This window comes from Siccirubricoccus phaeus (genome assembly GCF_008360935.1).
Lineage (GTDB): Bacteria > Pseudomonadota > Alphaproteobacteria > Acetobacterales > Acetobacteraceae > Siccirubricoccus > Siccirubricoccus phaeus.
In genome coordinates this window covers 286,780-303,344 of the sequence record NZ_SRXO01000002.1, presented here as the reverse complement: position 1 = coordinate 303,344, position 16,565 = coordinate 286,780, and the positions used below count along the sequence as shown (strand labels likewise).

Genomic DNA, 16,565 nt, shown 5'->3' with positions numbered 1-16,565 from the left:
AACAATGAGCTAGAGCAGATCGCCGGAGGGCGGCATCGCCCGGAGGCGTGAATCTGCTCTACAATCCATAAGCTAGAGCGGGGCGGGTGAGCGCAGCTCAACCGATCCCGCTCTAGAGGGTTGCCGGGCACCACCTCCGCCGTGGCGGATTCCCGCCGATGCGGGGGCCGTCGCGGCGGGCCCGGCCAAGGGGGCGGGCCAAAGGGGGCGGGGCCAAAGGGGCAGGGCCAGGGGCGCCGGGCTAAGCGCCCATCCCCTCCACCAGCGCCACGTCCAGCAGGCGTTCCAGCACCTCCGGCTCCTGCGCGCCGGCGATGGCGTGGCGGCCGGCGATGACGAAGCAGGGCACGCCGTTGATGCCCAGGCGATGGGCGCGGAGATTATCCGCATGCACCGCCTCCACCTCCGCCACCGTGCCGAGGAAGCGGCGCGCCGCCTGGCCGTCCAGCCCCTGGCGCTGGGCGATGCCGGCGAGCACGCTGGTCTCGCCGATATCCAGCCCGTGCAGGAAATAGGCCTCGAAGACCGCCTCCACGATCGGGTCCGCGGCGCCGTAGCGGGCGGCCCAGCGGACCAGCCGGTGGGCATCGAGGGAATGCGGCACCCGGCGGATGCGCTCGAAATGGAAATCCACCCCTTCCGCCCGGCCCAGCTCGGCGATGGTGCCGTGCAGGCGGCGGGCGCGCTCCTCGCCGCCGAATTTCCGCACCAGGTATTCCTGCCGCGGCACCCCCTGGGGGGAGAGGTCCGGATTCAGCAGGAAAGGCCGCCAGACCAGCTCCGCCGCAATGTCCGGCCGGGCCCGCAAGGTACGGCGCAGCCGGCGGATGCCGAGGAAGCACCAGGGGCAGACCAGGTCGAAGACGACCTCGATGGGCAGGCGCGCGCGGGGCGGGGCGAGGAGGTTCACGGCGTCAGCGGCGCAAGGCGGGAGGGACTGGCATGACCGGGCAAGGCTAGACCGCCCCGGCGAAGCGTTCCACCGCGAAGGGGGTGAAATCGAGATTCGGCGCCGGGCCGAGGATCGCCCGGGCCAGGGCGGCGCCGCTGGGGGCGGAGCCGGTGAGGCCGAGATGCCCATGGCCGAAGGCGCACCAGAGGCCAGGCCAGGCGCGGACCGGGCCGAGCACCGGCAGGCTGTCCGGCAGGCAGGGGCGGTGGCCCATCCAGAAGCCCTCGGCGCCCTCGGTGCGAGCCTGGGGGAAGGCGTTGCGCAGGTCGTCCAGCAGCAGGGCGGCGCGGCGGGGGGTGGGCGGGTGGTCCAGCCCGCCGAATTCCACCGTGCCGGCGATGCGCAACCCATGCTCCATGGGGGAGATGAAGGCCTTGCGGTCGGCCGGCACCACCGGGCGCCGGACCTCGATGCCGGCGGCGGGCAGCATCACATGGTAGCCCCGCTGGGTCTCCAGCGGCACCTTGATGCCGAGCGGGGCGAGCAGCCGGCCGGACCAGGCGCCGGCGGCCAGCACCACCTGGTCGGCCGGTTCCAGCCCGGACTCGGTCCTGGCGCCGAGGACCCGGCCGCCTTCCGTGGCGATGGCGGTGACCTTGGCGCGGCGGATTTCGCCCCCCAGCCTTTCCACCCCGCGCGCCACCACCTGGGCCTGGCGCAGCGGGTTCACGCTGCTGCCCTGCTCCGGGATGAAGAGGCCGAGCTGGTAGTCGCCCTGCATGTCCGGCTCCAGCGCCTGGATCGCCGCCTTTCCCTCCAGGAATTCCACCCGCATGCCGTGCTGCTGCCGCAGCGCCCAGCCGCCGGCGTCCTTCTGGAAATGCCCCCGGTCGCGGTAGAGGTAGAGCTGGCCGGTCTCGCTGATCAGGTCCAGCGCGCCTTCCTCGGCGAGGATCAGCCGGTGCTGCTCCATGGCGCCGTAGAGCAGGCTGGCCAGCGCTTCCGCAATGCTGGCGACCCGCGCCGGGCGGGCGGCGGCGACGAAGCGCAGCAGCCAGGGCGCCGCGCGCGGCCAGTAGCGCGGCGGGATGTGCAGCGCCCCGGCGGGGTCCAGCAGCATCTGCGGCACCTGCTTGAGGACGCCCGGCATGGCCAGCGGCGCCACCGAACCGGCGCTGATCGCGCCCGCATTGCCGGAGGAGGCGCCGCTGCCCGGCGCCTCGCCATCCAGCACCAGCACCCGGGCGCCGCCGCGCGCCAGGTGCCAGGCGGTGCAGAGGCCGACGATGCCGGCGCCGATGACGATGATGCGGGGAGGGCCAGGGGAGGAGGCGGCAGGCGAGTCCATGCCGCTATTCTATGCGCACCTCCGCCCTGGCGGCGATGGCCGCCCATTTCTGCCGCTCGGCGGCGAGGAAGGCGGTGGTGTCCTCCCGCGAGGCCGCCATCGGCTCCAGCCCGCGATCATGCAGCAGGGTGCCGAGCCCCTCCGCCATCACCGCCCTGGCATCGGCGGCGAGCTTCGCCTGGATCGGCTCCGGCAGCCGCGCCGGGCCGGCCAGCACCGCCCAGGTGGCGCCGGTGAGGTAGGGGAAGCCCGCCTCCGCCACCGTCGGCACGCCGGCCACGCTGGGCAGGCGCTGGTCATGGCAGAGGGCCAGCGCCTTCAGCCGCTTCTCCCGGAGATGCGGCAGGGAGGAGGGGATGGTGTCGAAGGAAAGCTGCACCTGGCCGGCGATGAGATCGACCATCAGCGGCCCGCTGCCGCGATAGGGCACATGCGTCAGGTCGATGCCGGCGCCGAGCCGCAGCATCTCGCCGACCAGATGGGTGGAGGTGCCGTTGCCGAAGCTGCCGTAATTTAGCGCGCCCGGGCGGGTGCGGGCATAGGCGACGACATCCGCCAGGCTTTCCACCGGCAGGCCGGCATGGGCCAGCACCAGGAAGGGCTGCAGGGTCAGCCAGGTGATGCCCGTCAATTCCTTCGCCACATCCACCGGGAGGTTGCGCATGGTGGCCTGCAGGATGGCCATTTCGGCCGAGGCGCCGAGCAGCAGGGTATGGCCGTCCGGCGCCGCCTTGGCCACCTGGTCCGCGCCAAGGGCGCCGCTGGCGCCGGCGCGGTTCTCCACCACCACCGGCTGGCCCCAGCGCTTCGCCAGGCGTTCCGCCAGCAGCCTTGCCACCAGATCGGTGCTGCCCCCCGGCGGGTAGCCGACGACGAGACGGACACTGCGATTGGGATATTCGCCCTGGGCCCGGGCCGGGCCGCGGGCGATGAGGCTGGCCGGGGCGGCGAGCGCCAGGGCGGCCAGTGCCCGGCGGGCGATGCGCATGAGGTTTCCTCCCGTGATGGGCGAGGCTTCGGCCGCCGCCCGTTCCGGCCATGCTCCGCCGCCGGCGTGCCAGGCGCAAGCTTGACCTGACCGGTCGCCCGACCGATTTTGCGCGCGGAGGTCCCCGTCCATGCGCATCACGCCGAACAATGCCGGGCTCGGCGCCCGGGTCGAAGGTATCGATCTGGCCCGCCCGCTCTCCCCTGCCGATCACCGCACCGTGCTGCGGGCGCTTGGCCAGTACGGGGTGCTGTGCTTCCCGGGCCAGGATCTGGAAGCGCCGCACCTCGCCGATTTCGGCAGCCGCTTCGGCGAACTGGAAGTGAACGTGGCGAACATGTTCCACGCCCCGGGGCATCCGGAGGTGATGATCCTCTCCAACATGAAGGATGCGGCGGGGAAGCCGCTGGGGCTGAACGATGCCGGCCAGGGCTGGCACACCGACATGTCCTATTCCGAGGACATCGCCCTGGCCAATGCGCTGCATGCGAAGCAGGTGCCGCTGCGCGACGGCAAGCCGCTCGGCGCCACGCAGTTCCGCAACATGCACGCCGCCTATGACGATCTGCCGGCGGAGCTGGTGGCGCGGCTGGAAGGCCGCATGGCGGTGCACGACTTCGAGAAATTCTGGGATGTGATGCGCCAGCGTCCCGGCAGCATCCGCAAGGCGCTGACGCCGGAGCAGCGGGCGAAGAAGCCGCCGGTGGAGCAGCCGATCTTCCGGGTGCACCCGATCACCGGCCGCCGCGTGCTCTACTGCAACCCGGGCTATGCCATGTACATCCCCGGCATGGACCGCACCGAGAGCGATGCGGTGCTGGAATTCCTGTTCCGCCACCAGGCGCAGGAGAAATACCTCTACAGCCATGACTGGGCGCCGGGCGACCTGCTGATGTGGGACAATATCGGCACGGTGCACAACGCCGTCGCCGATTACGGGCCGAAGGAGCATCGCTATATCCTCCGGGTGCAGATCATGGCGACGCTCGACTACGCCGCCATGGCGGCCTGAACGATGAAGCTCGTCACTTTCGAGGCCGATGGCGCGACGCGCATCGGCGCCGTGCTGGGCGAGGCGGTGGTGGCGCTGCAGCCGGCGCTGGAAGCGGCCTGCGCCGCCGCCGGCGAGGCGCCGCAGCGCCTGCCGGAGGATATGCGCGGGCTGCTGGCGGCGGGCGAGGCGGCGCTGGTGACGGCGGCCCGGGCCGTCGCCTTCGCGGCGCGGCCGGAAAGCGTCGCGCTGCGCCGGCCGCTCTCCACGGTGAAGCTTTGCGCGCCGCTGCAACCCGGAAAGATCCTCGGCGTCGGGCGGAACTATGCCGACCATGCCAAGGAGGTGGGCGGGCCGAAGCTGGAGGCGCCGCGCATCTTCCTGAAGCCCACCTCCTCCGTCTGCGGGCCGGGCAGCGTGGTGACCATCCCCAAGGCGGCGCTGAAGCCGGATTGGGAGGTGGAGCTCGGCGTCGTCATCGGCCGCCCGGCGCGCAACGTGCCGGAGGGGACGGCGCTGGACACCATCGCCGGCTACACCGTGCTGAACGACCTGACCGACCGCGCCCTGCAATTCGACCACCCGATCGGCATGACCAGCTTCGGCAAGGGGTTGGACGGCTTCTGCCCGATAGGGCCGTATCTGACGACGGCCGACGAGGTCGGCGAGCCCTGGCAGCTCGGCCTGCGCTGCTTCCTGAACGGGGAGAAGGTGCAGGAGGGGAACACGCATGACCTGATCTTCAGCGTCGCCGCGCTGGTCGCCTGGCTGAGCCGCTTCGTCACCTTGCAGCCAGGCGACGTGATCGCCACCGGCACGCCGGCCGGCGTCGGGCATTTCCGCACCCCGCCGCGCTACCTGCAGCCCGGCGACAAGCTGCGGCTGGAAGTGGACCGCGTCGGCGTGCTGGAGCATGGGATCGGGGGGGAGGCATGAGGCACATCATCGCCGCGGTGCTGGCGCTGCTGGCTGGCGCCGCGGTGGCGCAGCCCAGGGCGCCGGGGACGGATTACCCGAACCGGCCGGTGCGCATCGTCGTCGCGCTGGCGCCGGGCGGCAATGCGGACATCAACGCCCGGATCGTGGCGCAGCAGCTCTCGCAGCAGACCGGCCAGCAATTCCTGGTGGAGAACCGCCCCTCCGGCGGCGGGACCGTGGCCTTCGAGACCGTGGCGGCGACGCCGCCCGATGGCTACACCCTGCTGGTCGGCGCGCTCGGTTCCCACACGCTGAATGTCGGGCTGTACGGCAACCGGCTGAAGGTGCATCCGCTGACCGGGGTGGACCACATCACCATCAGCAGCCATTCGGCGGTCGCGGTCGCGGTGCATCCCTCGCTCGGCGTGCGGACCCTGGCGGAGTTCCGGGAGCTGCTGCGGGCCAATCCCGGCAAGTATACCTTCGGCTCCTCCGGCAACGGCACCACCGGGCATATCGCCGGCGCCATGCTGGTGCAGATGCTGGGGGTGGAGGCGCAGCACATCCCCTATCGCGGCTCGGCCGCGGCCTTCACCGATCTTGTGGCCGGACGCACCCAATTCCAGGCCGACACCATCTCCTTCCTCGCCGAGCATTTCCGCAGCGGCGCGGTGCGCGGCATCGTCATCGCCACGCCGGAGCGTTCGCCCTTGGCGCCCGACGTGCCGACCAGCGCGGAGACCGGCCTGCCGGAATACATCGCCACCACCTGGACGCCCTGGAGCACGACCTTGGGGACGCCGATGGTGATCCGGCAATTCCTCTATGAGCAGATCGCCGAGGCGCTGCGCGCACCCGCAGTGGGGGAGCGGCTGCTGCAATTGGGCAATACGATCCCGGAGGGGATGACGCCGGAGCGCACCCGCGCCTTCATCGCCAGCGAGATCGAGCGCTGGGTGCCGATCGTGCGGGCTTCCGGCGCGAGCGTGGACTGATTTCCCCACGAAGTCGCTTCGCGCCTTCGCGGGGGCCCTGTCCTACGCGGCCCAGGCGGGCGCTGCGCGCCGCCTCGGGCCCCTTCGGCCCGGATGAACACACCTCGCACGGCCCGTCGCGGCAAAGCCGCGCCGGGGCAACAGTGGGGGCAGGTTGCAGCCATGCGCCCGGGGCGCGTGCAGAAAGGGAAGGCCAGAACCATGGCAAAGAACGTCACCACCGGGCGGCGCGTGCCGGCAGAAGCGATCAACGCCCAGATCCACGCCATCCTGACGCGCTGGGGCATGCCGGAGGAACAGGCGAAGACCACCGCGCAGATCATGGTGGAAACCGACCTGCTCGGCGTGGACAGCCACGGCCTCTCGATGCTGATGACCTATGAGGAAGGCGTGCAGCAGGGCCGCATCAAGCCCGCCGCCCTGCCGCGCCTGGTGCGGGACACCGGCCCCACCGCCCTGCTGGATGCCGGGGACGGCCTCGGCCATCCGGTGGCCGCCATGGCGATGAACCTCGCGGTGGACAAGGCGCTGGCGCAGGGCATCGGCGTGGTCGGGGTGGTGAACAGCCACCATTTCGGCGCCGCCGGCGCCTATGCCCGCATCGCCGCCGCGCGCGGCGTCATCGGCATGGTCACGAGTTCGACCCGCGGCGTCACCATGGTGCCGACGCGCGGCGCCATGCCGGTGCTCGGCACCAACCCGCTGGCCTTCGCCGCGCCGGCGAAGCGCAACAACCCGTTCGTGCTGGACATGGCCACCACCACCGTCGCCGCCGGCAAGGTGAAGGTGCACCACCTGAACGACGCCCCGCTGCCGGAAGGCTGGGTGCTGGACGGCAAGGGGCAGGGCGTGACCGACCCGCATGAGGGCAACGCCTTCGTCTTCCAGCGCAAGGAAGGCGGCATCACGCCCCTGGGCGGGGTGGAGGAGCGCGGCAGCGCCAAGGGCTACGGGCTGGCGATGATGGTGCACATCCTGGGCGGCGCGCTGGTGGGCGCCAGCTTCTCGCCCATCCGCAACCGCAACCCGGACCCCAGCCTGCCGCACAATATCGGCCATTTCTTCCTGGCGCTGGACCCGCGCGCCTTCCGCGCCGAGGGCGAGTTCGAGAGCGATCTGGACGACGTCATCGACATCCTGCACGCCACGCCGCCCGCCGACCCGGCGGAGCCGGTGCTGGTGGCCGGGGAGCCGGAAGACCGGATGCGGGAGGAACGGCTCCGCCTGGGCGTGCCGGTGCCGGACAGCCTGGATGCGCTGATCCGGGGGATCTGCGAGCGGAGCGGCGCGCCTTATCTGCTCAGGCCCAACGCCTGAGACCGAGGGGGGCTTTGCCCCCCTCGACCCCCCACCAAAGGCCGAAGGGCCTTTGGAAACCATGAATTTCGGCCGCGACGGTCGTCGGGACGCCAAACTCACGGGTTCCAAGGGCCTTTCGGCCCTTGGCGGGACGGAGTTTGAGGAAGGGCAGAGCCCTTCCTCAATCCCGCGTCTCGAACCGATATACCTTGCTGACCACCTTCCACCCCGCCTCGGTGCGGTTCAGCACCAGGTAGTCGGTGAAGTAGCGGGGCGGGATCTGGCAGGCGACCTTCACGAAGGCGGTCTCCGGCCCGCTGATGTCCAGCATCAGGATCCGGTCATCCCGCGCCAGCCCCTTGGATTTGGCGGAGGGACGGCTGCGCACCATGGCCAGCCATTCCTCCCGCGGCATGTCGCCGACGCCGCCATCCTTCGCCCAGTAGAGATGGCTGCAAGGATGGAAGGCGGCGGCGAGCTTGTCCGCATCGCCCTCGTACAACCCGTCGAAATAGGTCTGGATCACCTGCTCGATCTCGGCGACGGCGCTCGCCGGCATCGGCTTGCCGCTGGCATCGGGCATGTTCGCTCCTCCTCTCCTGATGCGGCGCATCCTGGCATGGAAACCCCGCCCCTTGCATCCCCGGCGCAGCGCCGGATACTCGGCCCCGAACGGGAGAGAACAACCATGTCCTTCGGGCGCCGCGCCCTGCTGGCCCTGCCCCTTCTGGCGCGGCCCGCCTTCGCGCAGGCCTGGCCCAGCCGGCCGATCCGCCTGCTGGTGCCCTATGCCACCGGCGGCGGCACGGATCTGCTGGCCCGCGCCCTGGCCGAAGCGCTACGCCCTGCCCTGCCCCAGCCGGTGGTGGTGGAGAACCGCGCCGGCGGCGCCGGCGTGATCGGGCCGAGCTGGTGGCGCGGGCGGAGCCGGACGGCCATACGCTGATGGCCGTCGTCTCCACCCATGTCGCCAACCGCTACTTCCTGCCCGCCCTGCCCTACGACCCGCTGAAGGATTTCACTCCGGTCGCGCTGCTGACGCGCAACACCATGGTGCTCGCCGCCGGCACCGCCCAGCCCTTTGCCGATCTGCCCGCGCTGCTGGCGCGCGCCCGGGCGCAGCCGGGGCGCATCGGCACCGGCAGCACGGAAAGCCTCTCCTCCTTCATCGGGCAGGAGCTGGCGCGGCGCGCCCAGGTGGAGATGCCGGATGTGCAGTACCGCTCCGGCGGGCAGTTGATGAACGACGTCGTCGCCGGCCATCTGCCGGTGGGCTGGACCAGCACCGCCAGCGCCATGCCGCATATGCAGACCGGGCGCGGGCGCGTCCGGCTGCTCGCGGTCTCCACCGCCACCCGTACCCCCTTCTTCCCCGAGACGCCGACGGTGCAGGAGCAGGGCATCCCGGAATTCGACCTTCCCGGCTGGGTCGGCCTCTACGGCCCGTCCGGCCTGCCGGCGCCGGTGGTGGAGCGGCTGCACCAGGCCCTCGCCCGCGCCTTCGAGGATGCGACGCTGCGCCAGCGCTTCGCCGCCATGGGCATCGAGCCCGCCCTCGGCCCCGGCACCGCGCTGCAGGCGGCGGCGGAGCGGGAGGACCGGCTCTGGGCCGCGGCAGCCGCCGCCGGCCATATCCAGAAGCAGCAATGAGCAGGAGACGCGCATGGCCAACCCCGCGCTGAAGGCCGCCTTCGCCGCGAAGCGCTTCGTCGTGGCGCCCGGCATCTTCGACATGATCAGCGCCAGGGTGGCGGATGGGCTGGGGTTCCAATGCCTCTACGTCACCGGCTTCGGCACCGTCGCCTCGCATCTCGGCGTCGCCGATGCCGGCATCGCCACCTATACGGACATGGTCTCGCGCGTCGGCCAGATGGCGCGCGGCGTGGCGACGCCGGTGATCGCGGATGCGGATACCGGCTATGGCGGCCTGCTGAACGTCCGCCACACCGTCATGGGCTATGAGGCGGCGGGCGTCTCCGGCATCCAGCTCGAGGACCAGGAGATGCCGAAGAAATGCGGCCACACGCCCGGCCGCCGCGTCATCCCGGCGGAGGAGATGGCGCTGAAGGTCCAGGTGGCGGCGGAGGCGCGGCGCGACCCGAATTTCCTCATCGTCGCGCGGACCGATGCCCGGACGACGCTGGGGCTGGAGGAGGCGATCCGCCGCGGGAAGCTCTATGCCGAAGCGGGCGCCGACATCATCTTCATCGAAAGCCCGGAGAGCGAGGCGGAGATGCGGGCGATCGGCCAGGCCATCGACAAGCCGCTGCTCGCCAATATGGTGGAGGGCGGCCGCACGCCCATCCTGCCGGCGGCGAGGCTAGCGGAGATCGGCTATGCCATGGCGATCTATCCGGCGATCGGCTTCCTCGCCGCGGCGGCGGCGCTGGAGAAGGCCTATGCCCATCTGAAGGCGGAAGGCGACAGCAATGCCATCGGCGAGAGCTACGGCTTCAAGCGCATGACGGAGCTGATGGGCTTTCCGGAGGTGTGGGAGTTCGAGAAGCGCTGGGCACGGGAGTAGCGGATCGGAGGCGCCCAGGGCGCCGTCGCGTCCGGCGCCTCGTGCGCGCTCGACGGCGCGCCGGAGGCGCGCCTCCGGCGCGCCGAGCGCACCTCAAGCCCGGCCATGAGGCTGTTTTCAAGTCGAGGATGCCGCGCAGCGGCACCGTTCGTCACGCCGGAGCCGCGCTATTCCCACGACGCGCGGCTTCGTCCTTGGCTCGAAAACAGCCTCATGGCCCTCGCAATGGGTCGCCTTCGACCGTGTCGAAGGCGCATGAATGCGCCTTCAGCCAAGGAGCAAGGCCGCTCCAGGGCTGCAGGAGCGAACACAGGAGGGACACAGCCATGGCAGCGCAGTTCGAGAGCGTGAAGGCGCTCGTCTTCGACGTCTTCGGTACGGTGGTGGACTGGCGCGAGGGCATCGCGCGGGACGCCGCGGTGTTCCTCGCCCGCCACGGCCGCGGCGATATCGACCCGCGCGGCTTCGCCGATGCCTGGCGCCGCCGCTACCAGCCGGCGATGGAGCAGGTCCGCAGCGGCCGCCGCCCCTTCACCCGGCTGGACGTGCTCCACCGGGAAAACCTGGACGCCGTCCTGGCCGATTACGGCCTCAGCCCCGCCGCCATCGGCGAGGCGGAGCTGGATGCGTTCAACCGCGCCTGGCATCGGCTCGACCCCTGGCCGGAAGCCGTCGCCGGCCTCACCCGGCTGAAGCGGAAATTCATCATCGCGCCGCTCTCCAACGGCAATATCGCGCTGATGCTGAACATGGCGAAGCGCGCCGGCATCCCCTGGGACGGCATCCTCGGCTCGGAAGTGGCGCAGGCCTTCAAGCCGCAGCCCGAAGCCTATCTGCGCACCGCCGAGGTGCTCGGCATCCGCCCGGCCGAGCTCTGCCTGGTCGCGGCGCACAACAACGACCTGGCGGCGGCGCAGAAATGCGGCCTCGCCACCGCCTTCGTCCCCCGCCCCACCGAGCACGGCCCGAACCAGACCACGGATCTGGAGCCGAGCGGCACCTGGAGCGTGGTGGCGAAGGATTTCCAGGACCTGGCTCACAAGCTGGGCTGCTGAAGGGCAGGCCGGCACGGCCTGCCGGCCGCGTCGCCCTGCCGCCAGCACCAGGCGGTTCCGCCCGCCCCGCCTGGCGGCAGGGAGCGCACCATCCGCCTGGCAGTGGCAACGGCGCATGCCGGCGCGGCCCGCCGCGCCGCTCCACAGGCGCGCCCGGCTACATCGCCCGGGTGCCGGCCGGGAAGAGCGGCCCGCCATAACCCGCCTCCACCGGGATCCGCAGGAAGCGGGCGCCGCTCGTCGCATCCGTCTCCAGCACCGGCTGCACCCGCACCACCTCCCGCGCCCGCGCCGCCGCCAGCGCCGCCTCCAGGGAGGCCGCGCCGGCGAGGCGGCGAAGGTTGAGCCGCGTCGGGAACAGCACGGTGCGGGTGCCTGCCTCGGCCGCCGCCAGCGCCGCCTCGGGGGTGATCCAGACGCTGTCCACCGCCTCATGCCCGTCATGCGCCGCCGCATGGCCGCCCGGGGCGGGGGCCAGGAAGAAATGCGTGTCGAAGCGCTTCGGCAGATCCTCCGGCGTCACCCAATGGGCGAAGCGCACCAGCGCGCCGATATCCGGCACCAGCCCTTCCGCCTGCAGCAGCGCGGCGAAGCCGCGGGCGCCGGCATTCAGCGCCTCCCGGTGCGCCGCCGCCACCGCCGCCCCCTGCGCCGGCGTCAGCGCCACGCCCGCTTCGGTACGGGCCAGCAGCAGCCCGCTCTCCTCGAAGGCCTCGCGGATGGCGGCGACGCGCAGCGCGGCGAAGGGATCCGCCGCATCCAGCCCGGCGGCGATCTCCGCATCCGCCGCCTCCACCCGCCCGCCGGGAAAGACCAGCGCGCCAGCGGCGAATTCGATCTGCCGGTGGCGCACCACCATGAACACCTCGGGGCCCGCCGGCCCGTCGCGCAGCAGCAGCACCGTGGCGGCGGGGCGGGCGGGGGCGGGTTCGGCCATGCAAGTCACTCCGTACGGATGCCGGCGGTGCGGATCAGCGGTGCCCAGCGGGCGTGGTCGGCGGCGATGAAGACGGCGAATTGCTCGGCCGTGCCGCCCACCACCTCGCCCGCCTGGGTCTGCTCCACCACCTGCCGCACCTCCGGCTGCTGGATCGCGCGATTGAAGATGCGGTTGGCCGCCTGGACGATCTCCGCCGGCAGCCCCGCCGGGCCAACAATGCCGTGCCAGACCGAGGCCTGGAAGCCCGGCACCGTCTCGGCAATGGTCGGCACATCCGGCAGCAGCGCCACCCGCCGGGGGGCGGCGACGGCGATCGCCCGCAGCTTGCCCTCGCGGATCTGCGGCAGGGTGGTGGAGACGGTGATGATGGCGCTGCCGGTCTCATTCGCCAGCAGGCTGCGCAGCGCCTCGGCGCCGCTGCGATAGGGCACCGGCGTCATGCGGGCGCCGATCTCGCGCAGCAGCAGCTCCTGCGCCAGGTGGCCGACATAGCCGATGCCGGGATGGGCATAGACCTGGTCCGGCTGGGCCTTCGCGCCGGCGATGAACTCCGCGAGACTCCTGACCGGCGAGGCGGCGGGCACCACCAGCACCAGCGGCAGCGTCACCAGGTGGCAGATGGGGGCGAAGGCCGTCATCGGGTCGTAGCCGAGGCTCGGCTGCAGCTCCTTGGCGATGGCGTTGGCGCCGAGATCGGCCATCATCAGCGTGGTGCCGTCCGGCCGGGACTGGGCGACGAAGGCGCCGGCGATGGTGCCGCCGGCGCCGGCGCGGTTCTCCACCACCAGGGTCTGGCCATTGGCGAGCGCCGGGAAGGCGTTGGCGACGGTGCGGGAGAGGGTGTCGATGGCGCCGCCTGCGCCGAAGGGCACGACGAGCCGCACCGGACGGTCCGGCCAACCGGCCTGAGCCCGGGCAGTGCGGGGCGGGGCGAGGCCCGGCAGGGCCAGCCCGGCCAGGGCGAGGGCGGCGCGGCGGCTGGGGGCGAAGGACGTCATGTGAAGGTCTCCCGGTTCCCCGCAAGCTGCCGCCATGCCGGTCATTCCGCAAGCCGGCACGGCATGGCAGCCTGGTGTCCCGATTCCGCAGTCCTGCGGACGTCGTTCTCGGGCCACCAACTCTTGTTTTCAGGGACCTGCCTGCCCGCTGCGTTCGCTGGAAATCCAGCGAACTTCGCGGGCAGGACACTAGAGCGGGATCGGTTGAGCTGCGCTCACCCGCCCCGCTCTAGCTCATTATCCGGTCGCGTGCAGCTCGTTATCCGGTCGCGTGCTTCACGGCTTCGGTCGATTCGACCTCAACCGATCACGCTCTAGGTTGGCGGGCCGCGCCCCGCCTATGCTGGCAGGTCGCTGGTGTCCCCGATTCCGCAATCCGCCGGACTCCGTTCTCAGGCCACCGGCCTCGGTTTCGATAGCCGGCCTGTCCGCGCCCTGCGCGGGGGATCCAGCGCGTTTCGCGGGCAGGACAGCATGGGGAGTCGCCGCATGACCTGGTCCATCACCGCCCATGACCCCAAGACCGGCGCCTTCGCCGTGGCGGTCGCCACCTGCAATTTCGCGGTGGGGGCAAGCTGCCCCTTCGTCCGGGCAGGGGTCGGCGCCGTCTCCACCCAATCCATGACCAACCGCTATCTCGCCCCGGCCATCCTGGACGGCATGGCGCGCGGCCTGACCCCCGCCGCCGCCATCGAGGGTGCGGTGGCGAGCGACCCCGGCCGCGGCATCCGCCAGGTGCATGCGGTGGACCGGCACGGCAACAGCGCCGCCTGGACCGGGGAGAATTGCGTGGAATGGTGCGGCCACCGGACCGCGGAGGGCTTCTCCGTCGCCGGCAACATGCTGGCCGGGGAGGCGGTGGTGGCGGATTGCTTCGCCCGCTTCGCCGCCGGCACGGCGCTCGACCTGCCGGAGCGGCTGATGGCGGCGATGGAGGCCGGCGAGGCGGCGGGGGGCGACCGGCGCGGCCGGCAATCCGCCGCCATGGTGCTGGCGACGACGGAGGATTTCCCCGACCTCGACATCCGCGTGGACGACCATGCCGACCCGATCGCCGAGCTGCGCCGGCTGCTGGGCATCTGGACCCGGGACCGCAAGCCGGGGCTGGCGGACACGCCGCGCAAATCCAACCCCGCCGGACGGATCAACCTGGACGGCATCGAGGCCGGCTGGCGCGCCCGCGGGCTCGATCTCCGCTTCCGGCGGTAGGGGGCGGGGCCGGGACCGGCCGGGGCGGCTTCCCGGCCGGGCGCGCGCCCAGGGCGCTGGAGGGCGCGGCAGCCGGCACGTGCATGCAATGGCAAGGATTCGTGGCCCATCAGCCACAGGCACGCAAAGGTTGCATTTATTCGGCGCCAAATCACTGATTCTGGCGAGATCATCGCGTAATATCCGTCGCCAGGGGCAAGCGCGGCCGTAGTGCGCAGCCTCATACTGCGCCAATTGCCTCTCTGTCTGTGGAGATTTCACAGGAAAAAGACGTTTGTGGGCATTCGGTGCATGACTTGCGGGAGCCGGCCGGCTATGCTCCAGAGCACTCATTCGGGGACTAGGATTGTCCTGCTCGGTCCGTTCCGATCCCAGTCGTGACCGTCTGGTCGTGCTCGCGCGCGACCCGGCGGTGATCGCGGCGGCGCATGCCGCCACGAACCGGCTGGGGCGGCCGCCTGCCATGGTGGTGACCAGCGGGCGGGAAGCGCTGGCGCAGATTGCGGCGCCGGGCCTCGCCCCGCGCCATCTGGTTTGCGAGCCGCAGGCGGCCGGATCCGACTGGCCGGATCTGCTGGATCTGCTGCGCGACCCCAGCGCCTCCACCGGCCTTCTCGTCGTCTCCTCCGCCCCGCAGCAGGACGGGCTGCCGGGCGATGTGGTGGCCCTGCCGGCCGACCCGCTGCGCCTGGCCGCCGCCCTGCTGGCGCCCCCCGCCTCTTCCGGCGCGCTGCCGGATGCCGCGGCCAGCCTGCTGGAAGCGGCCCTGGCCAGGGGGGAGATCGCGGTGCGCTTCCAGCCGGTGGTCAGCCTGCTGGACCGCCGGCCGGTGCTGGTTGAAGCCCTGGCCCGCTGGCACATGCCGCATGCCAAGGTGGGGCCGGATGCCTTCATCGCCCTGGCGGAGCGCGCCGGGCTGGCGCGCAAGCTCTCCATCGCCGTCGCCTCCCGCGCCGGGGCGGAGCTGGCCGGGCTGGGGCCGGGCTTCCCGAGCCTCGGCCTGGCGCTGAACCTGCCGCTCGCCCTGCTGCTGCAGCCGGACCTGGCCGCCTGGCTGGGCCGCGCCTTGGCCGGCACCGGCATCGGGCCCGGGCGGCTCTTCCTGGAACTCACCGAAACCACCGAGGTGCGCGACGAGCGCCTGCTGCGGCGCGCCCTGCGCCGGCTGAACGCCGCCGGCTACCGGGTGCTGCTGGACGATCTGGCGCTGGGGGACGGGCGGGACCGGCTGCTCGCCCTGCCCTTCGCCGGCTTCAAGCTGGACCGCAGCCTGGTGGAACGGCTGCCATGCGAGGCCGCGGCACGGCATGCGGTGCGCCGCCTGGTCGGCTTGGCCCGGCAGCGCGGCCAATTGGTGATCGCGGAAGGCCTCGCCGATCTCGGCCAATGGTCGCAGCTCCGCGGGCTGGGGCTGGATTGCGCCCAGGGCTTCGGCATCGGCCGGCCGCTGCCGGCCAGCGCCCTCGGCACCTGGCTGGCCGGCTGGCGGGGCTATCGCCGCGGCTGATGGACGCGGCGCCCGGCCCGGGCGATGCTCGGGGCCGGGAGGGCACGGCGATGCAGGATGCGCCAAACGGCGAGGGCGACGGGGAAAGGCTGACCCTGTTCGGCAGCTTCACCTCCAGCTCCAGCTTCAAGCCCATGCTGTTCCTGGCGCTGGCCGGGCTGTCCTTCAGCTTCCGCACGGTGAACCTGAAGACCGGGGCGCAGACGCGGCCGGACTATCTGGCGGTGAACCGCTACGGCCAAGTGCCGGCGCTGCGGCACCGGGGGCTGACCATCGTGCAGTCCAACGTCATCCTGGACTATCTGGCGCGGGTGACGGGGCGGTTCGAGCCGCCGCACGAGCAGGATCGCTGGCAGGCGCGGGAATGGCTCTCCTGGGAGGCGGATGCCATCACCAACGTCGCCAAGGTGCGGCATTACAGCCGCTTCCGCGCGGTGGACCCGGCGGTGATGGAGTATTTCCGCCCGCTGGCCGAGGCGGCGCTGGACCGCGTGGACCAGGCGCTGGCAGGCCGCGACTGGCTGGTTGGGGAGGCGCCGAGCATCGCCGATCTCGGCTGCTGGGGGCGGATGGTGTTCATGGCCGAAGGCGGATTCGAGCTGGCGCGCTGGCCGAGGCTGGCGGCCTGGGCCGGGCGGATCCAGGCCATGCCGGGCTATGCGGCGCCCTATGAGCTGATCCCGAAGAAGGATGCGGAGATCGCGCGGCGCTGAGGGGGCATGGGGCTCCGCCCCTGACCCCCGGCAGGGGCGCTGCCCCTGCACCCCGCCGGGGGGAAGGCGTCCCCCGGACCCCGCCATAAGTTTGCTGGTTCAACCTGCAGCCTCACACCGGGAGGCGCTGCCTTCACCGCGCCTCCCCGGCCGAGCATGGGGCAGAGCCCCCTTTCTTCGCCCTTCTC

The 16,565-nt window shown here is 72.0% G+C and carries 17 protein-coding genes; 11 read left to right on the top strand and 6 right to left on the bottom strand.

Annotation, left to right across the window (positions count from 1 at the left end):
• Positions 1–241: 241 nt before the first annotated feature.
• The 3 genes from E5N76_RS03820 to E5N76_RS03810 are packed head-to-tail and all read right to left on the bottom strand — an operon-like array spanning position 242 to position 3,228.
• The gene (locus tag E5N76_RS03820) at positions 242–910 is read right to left on the bottom strand and encodes a DsbA family oxidoreductase (protein ID WP_187829982.1); all 669 of its coding nucleotides are present in this window, start codon (positions 908–910) and stop codon (positions 242–244) included.
• 46 nt (positions 911–956) lie between these two features.
• Positions 957–2,240 (bottom strand): NAD(P)/FAD-dependent oxidoreductase, encoded by a 1,284-nt coding sequence (locus tag E5N76_RS30250; protein ID WP_149535968.1) that lies wholly within the window; start codon positions 2,238–2,240, stop codon positions 957–959.
• A gap of 4 nt (positions 2,241–2,244) precedes the next feature.
• Positions 2,245–3,228 (bottom strand): tripartite tricarboxylate transporter substrate binding protein, encoded by a 984-nt coding sequence (locus E5N76_RS03810; RefSeq protein ID WP_187829959.1) that lies wholly within the window; start codon positions 3,226–3,228, stop codon positions 2,245–2,247.
• Between the two features lie 130 nt (positions 3,229–3,358).
• On the opposite strand from E5N76_RS03810, the gene E5N76_RS03805 reads away from it, so the two are divergent.
• The 4 genes from E5N76_RS03805 to E5N76_RS03790 all read left to right on the top strand — a co-directional run bounded on the left by E5N76_RS03805 (position 3,359) and on the right by E5N76_RS03790 (position 7,449).
• Positions 3,359–4,240 carry a TauD/TfdA dioxygenase family protein gene (locus tag E5N76_RS03805; protein ID WP_149535966.1) on the top strand — a complete coding sequence of 294 codons (882 nt, stop codon included), beginning with the start codon at positions 3,359–3,361 and terminating at the stop codon, positions 4,238–4,240.
• Positions 4,241–4,243: 3 nt separating this feature from the next.
• Positions 4,244–5,155 (top strand): fumarylacetoacetate hydrolase family protein, encoded by a 912-nt coding sequence (locus E5N76_RS03800; protein WP_149535965.1) that lies wholly within the window; start codon positions 4,244–4,246, stop codon positions 5,153–5,155.
• Positions 5,152–6,132, top strand: coding sequence for a Bug family tripartite tricarboxylate transporter substrate binding protein (locus tag E5N76_RS03795; protein WP_149535964.1), 981 nt, complete (start codon positions 5,152–5,154; stop codon positions 6,130–6,132). The genes E5N76_RS03800 and E5N76_RS03795 overlap by 4 nt, the downstream gene beginning before the upstream one ends.
• Positions 6,133–6,333: 201 nt before the next feature.
• Entirely contained in the window at positions 6,334–7,449 is a 1,116-nt protein-coding gene (locus tag E5N76_RS03790) for an Ldh family oxidoreductase (RefSeq protein WP_149535963.1), read from the top strand.
• A 163-nt stretch (positions 7,450–7,612) separates the two neighbouring features.
• Here E5N76_RS03790 and E5N76_RS03785 read toward each other — a convergent pair whose 3' ends face one another.
• The gene (locus E5N76_RS03785; RefSeq protein ID WP_207791851.1) at positions 7,613–8,014 is read right to left on the bottom strand and encodes a nuclear transport factor 2 family protein; all 402 of its coding nucleotides are present in this window, start codon (positions 8,012–8,014) and stop codon (positions 7,613–7,615) included.
• 105 nt (positions 8,015–8,119) lie between these two features.
• On the opposite strand from E5N76_RS03785, the gene E5N76_RS03780 reads away from it, so the two are divergent.
• From E5N76_RS03780 to E5N76_RS03765, 4 genes are all read left to right on the top strand, one after another.
• Positions 8,120–8,377, top strand: a complete 258-nt coding sequence (locus tag E5N76_RS03780; protein WP_149535962.1) for a tripartite tricarboxylate transporter substrate-binding protein — start codon at positions 8,120–8,122, stop codon at positions 8,375–8,377.
• Positions 8,344–9,081 carry a Bug family tripartite tricarboxylate transporter substrate binding protein gene (locus E5N76_RS03775; protein WP_149535961.1) on the top strand — a complete coding sequence of 246 codons (738 nt, stop codon included), beginning with the start codon at positions 8,344–8,346 and terminating at the stop codon, positions 9,079–9,081. Before E5N76_RS03780 ends, E5N76_RS03775 begins: the two co-directional genes overlap by 34 nt.
• A gap of 13 nt (positions 9,082–9,094) precedes the next feature.
• Entirely contained in the window at positions 9,095–9,955 is an 861-nt protein-coding gene (locus E5N76_RS03770; protein WP_149535960.1) for an isocitrate lyase/PEP mutase family protein, read from the top strand.
• Between the two features lie 326 nt (positions 9,956–10,281).
• Entirely contained in the window at positions 10,282–11,010 is a 729-nt protein-coding gene (locus tag E5N76_RS03765) for a haloacid dehalogenase type II (RefSeq protein WP_149535959.1), read from the top strand.
• 157 nt (positions 11,011–11,167) lie between these two features.
• Here E5N76_RS03765 and E5N76_RS29330 read toward each other — a convergent pair whose 3' ends face one another.
• Positions 11,168–11,947 (bottom strand): NUDIX hydrolase, encoded by a 780-nt coding sequence (locus E5N76_RS29330; protein WP_187829958.1) that lies wholly within the window; start codon positions 11,945–11,947, stop codon positions 11,168–11,170.
• A 5-nt stretch (positions 11,948–11,952) separates the two neighbouring features.
• On the bottom strand, positions 11,953–12,948 hold the full coding sequence (locus tag E5N76_RS03755; protein WP_187829957.1) for a Bug family tripartite tricarboxylate transporter substrate binding protein: 996 nt from the start codon (positions 12,946–12,948) through the stop codon (positions 11,953–11,955).
• Positions 12,949–13,437: 489 nt separating this feature from the next.
• Here E5N76_RS03755 and E5N76_RS03750 point away from each other — a divergent pair, with 489 nt between their 5' ends.
• The 3 genes from E5N76_RS03750 to E5N76_RS03740 all read left to right on the top strand — a co-directional run bounded on the left by E5N76_RS03750 (position 13,438) and on the right by E5N76_RS03740 (position 16,377).
• Positions 13,438–14,157 (top strand): DUF1028 domain-containing protein, encoded by a 720-nt coding sequence (locus E5N76_RS03750; RefSeq protein ID WP_149535957.1) that lies wholly within the window; start codon positions 13,438–13,440, stop codon positions 14,155–14,157.
• 391 nt (positions 14,158–14,548) lie between these two features.
• Positions 14,549–15,664 (top strand): EAL domain-containing protein, encoded by a 1,116-nt coding sequence (locus E5N76_RS03745; RefSeq protein ID WP_149535956.1) that lies wholly within the window; start codon positions 14,549–14,551, stop codon positions 15,662–15,664.
• A gap of 50 nt (positions 15,665–15,714) precedes the next feature.
• The gene (locus E5N76_RS03740; protein WP_187829956.1) at positions 15,715–16,377 is read left to right on the top strand and encodes a glutathione S-transferase family protein; all 663 of its coding nucleotides are present in this window, start codon (positions 15,715–15,717) and stop codon (positions 16,375–16,377) included.
• Positions 16,378–16,565: the final 188 nt, after the last annotated feature.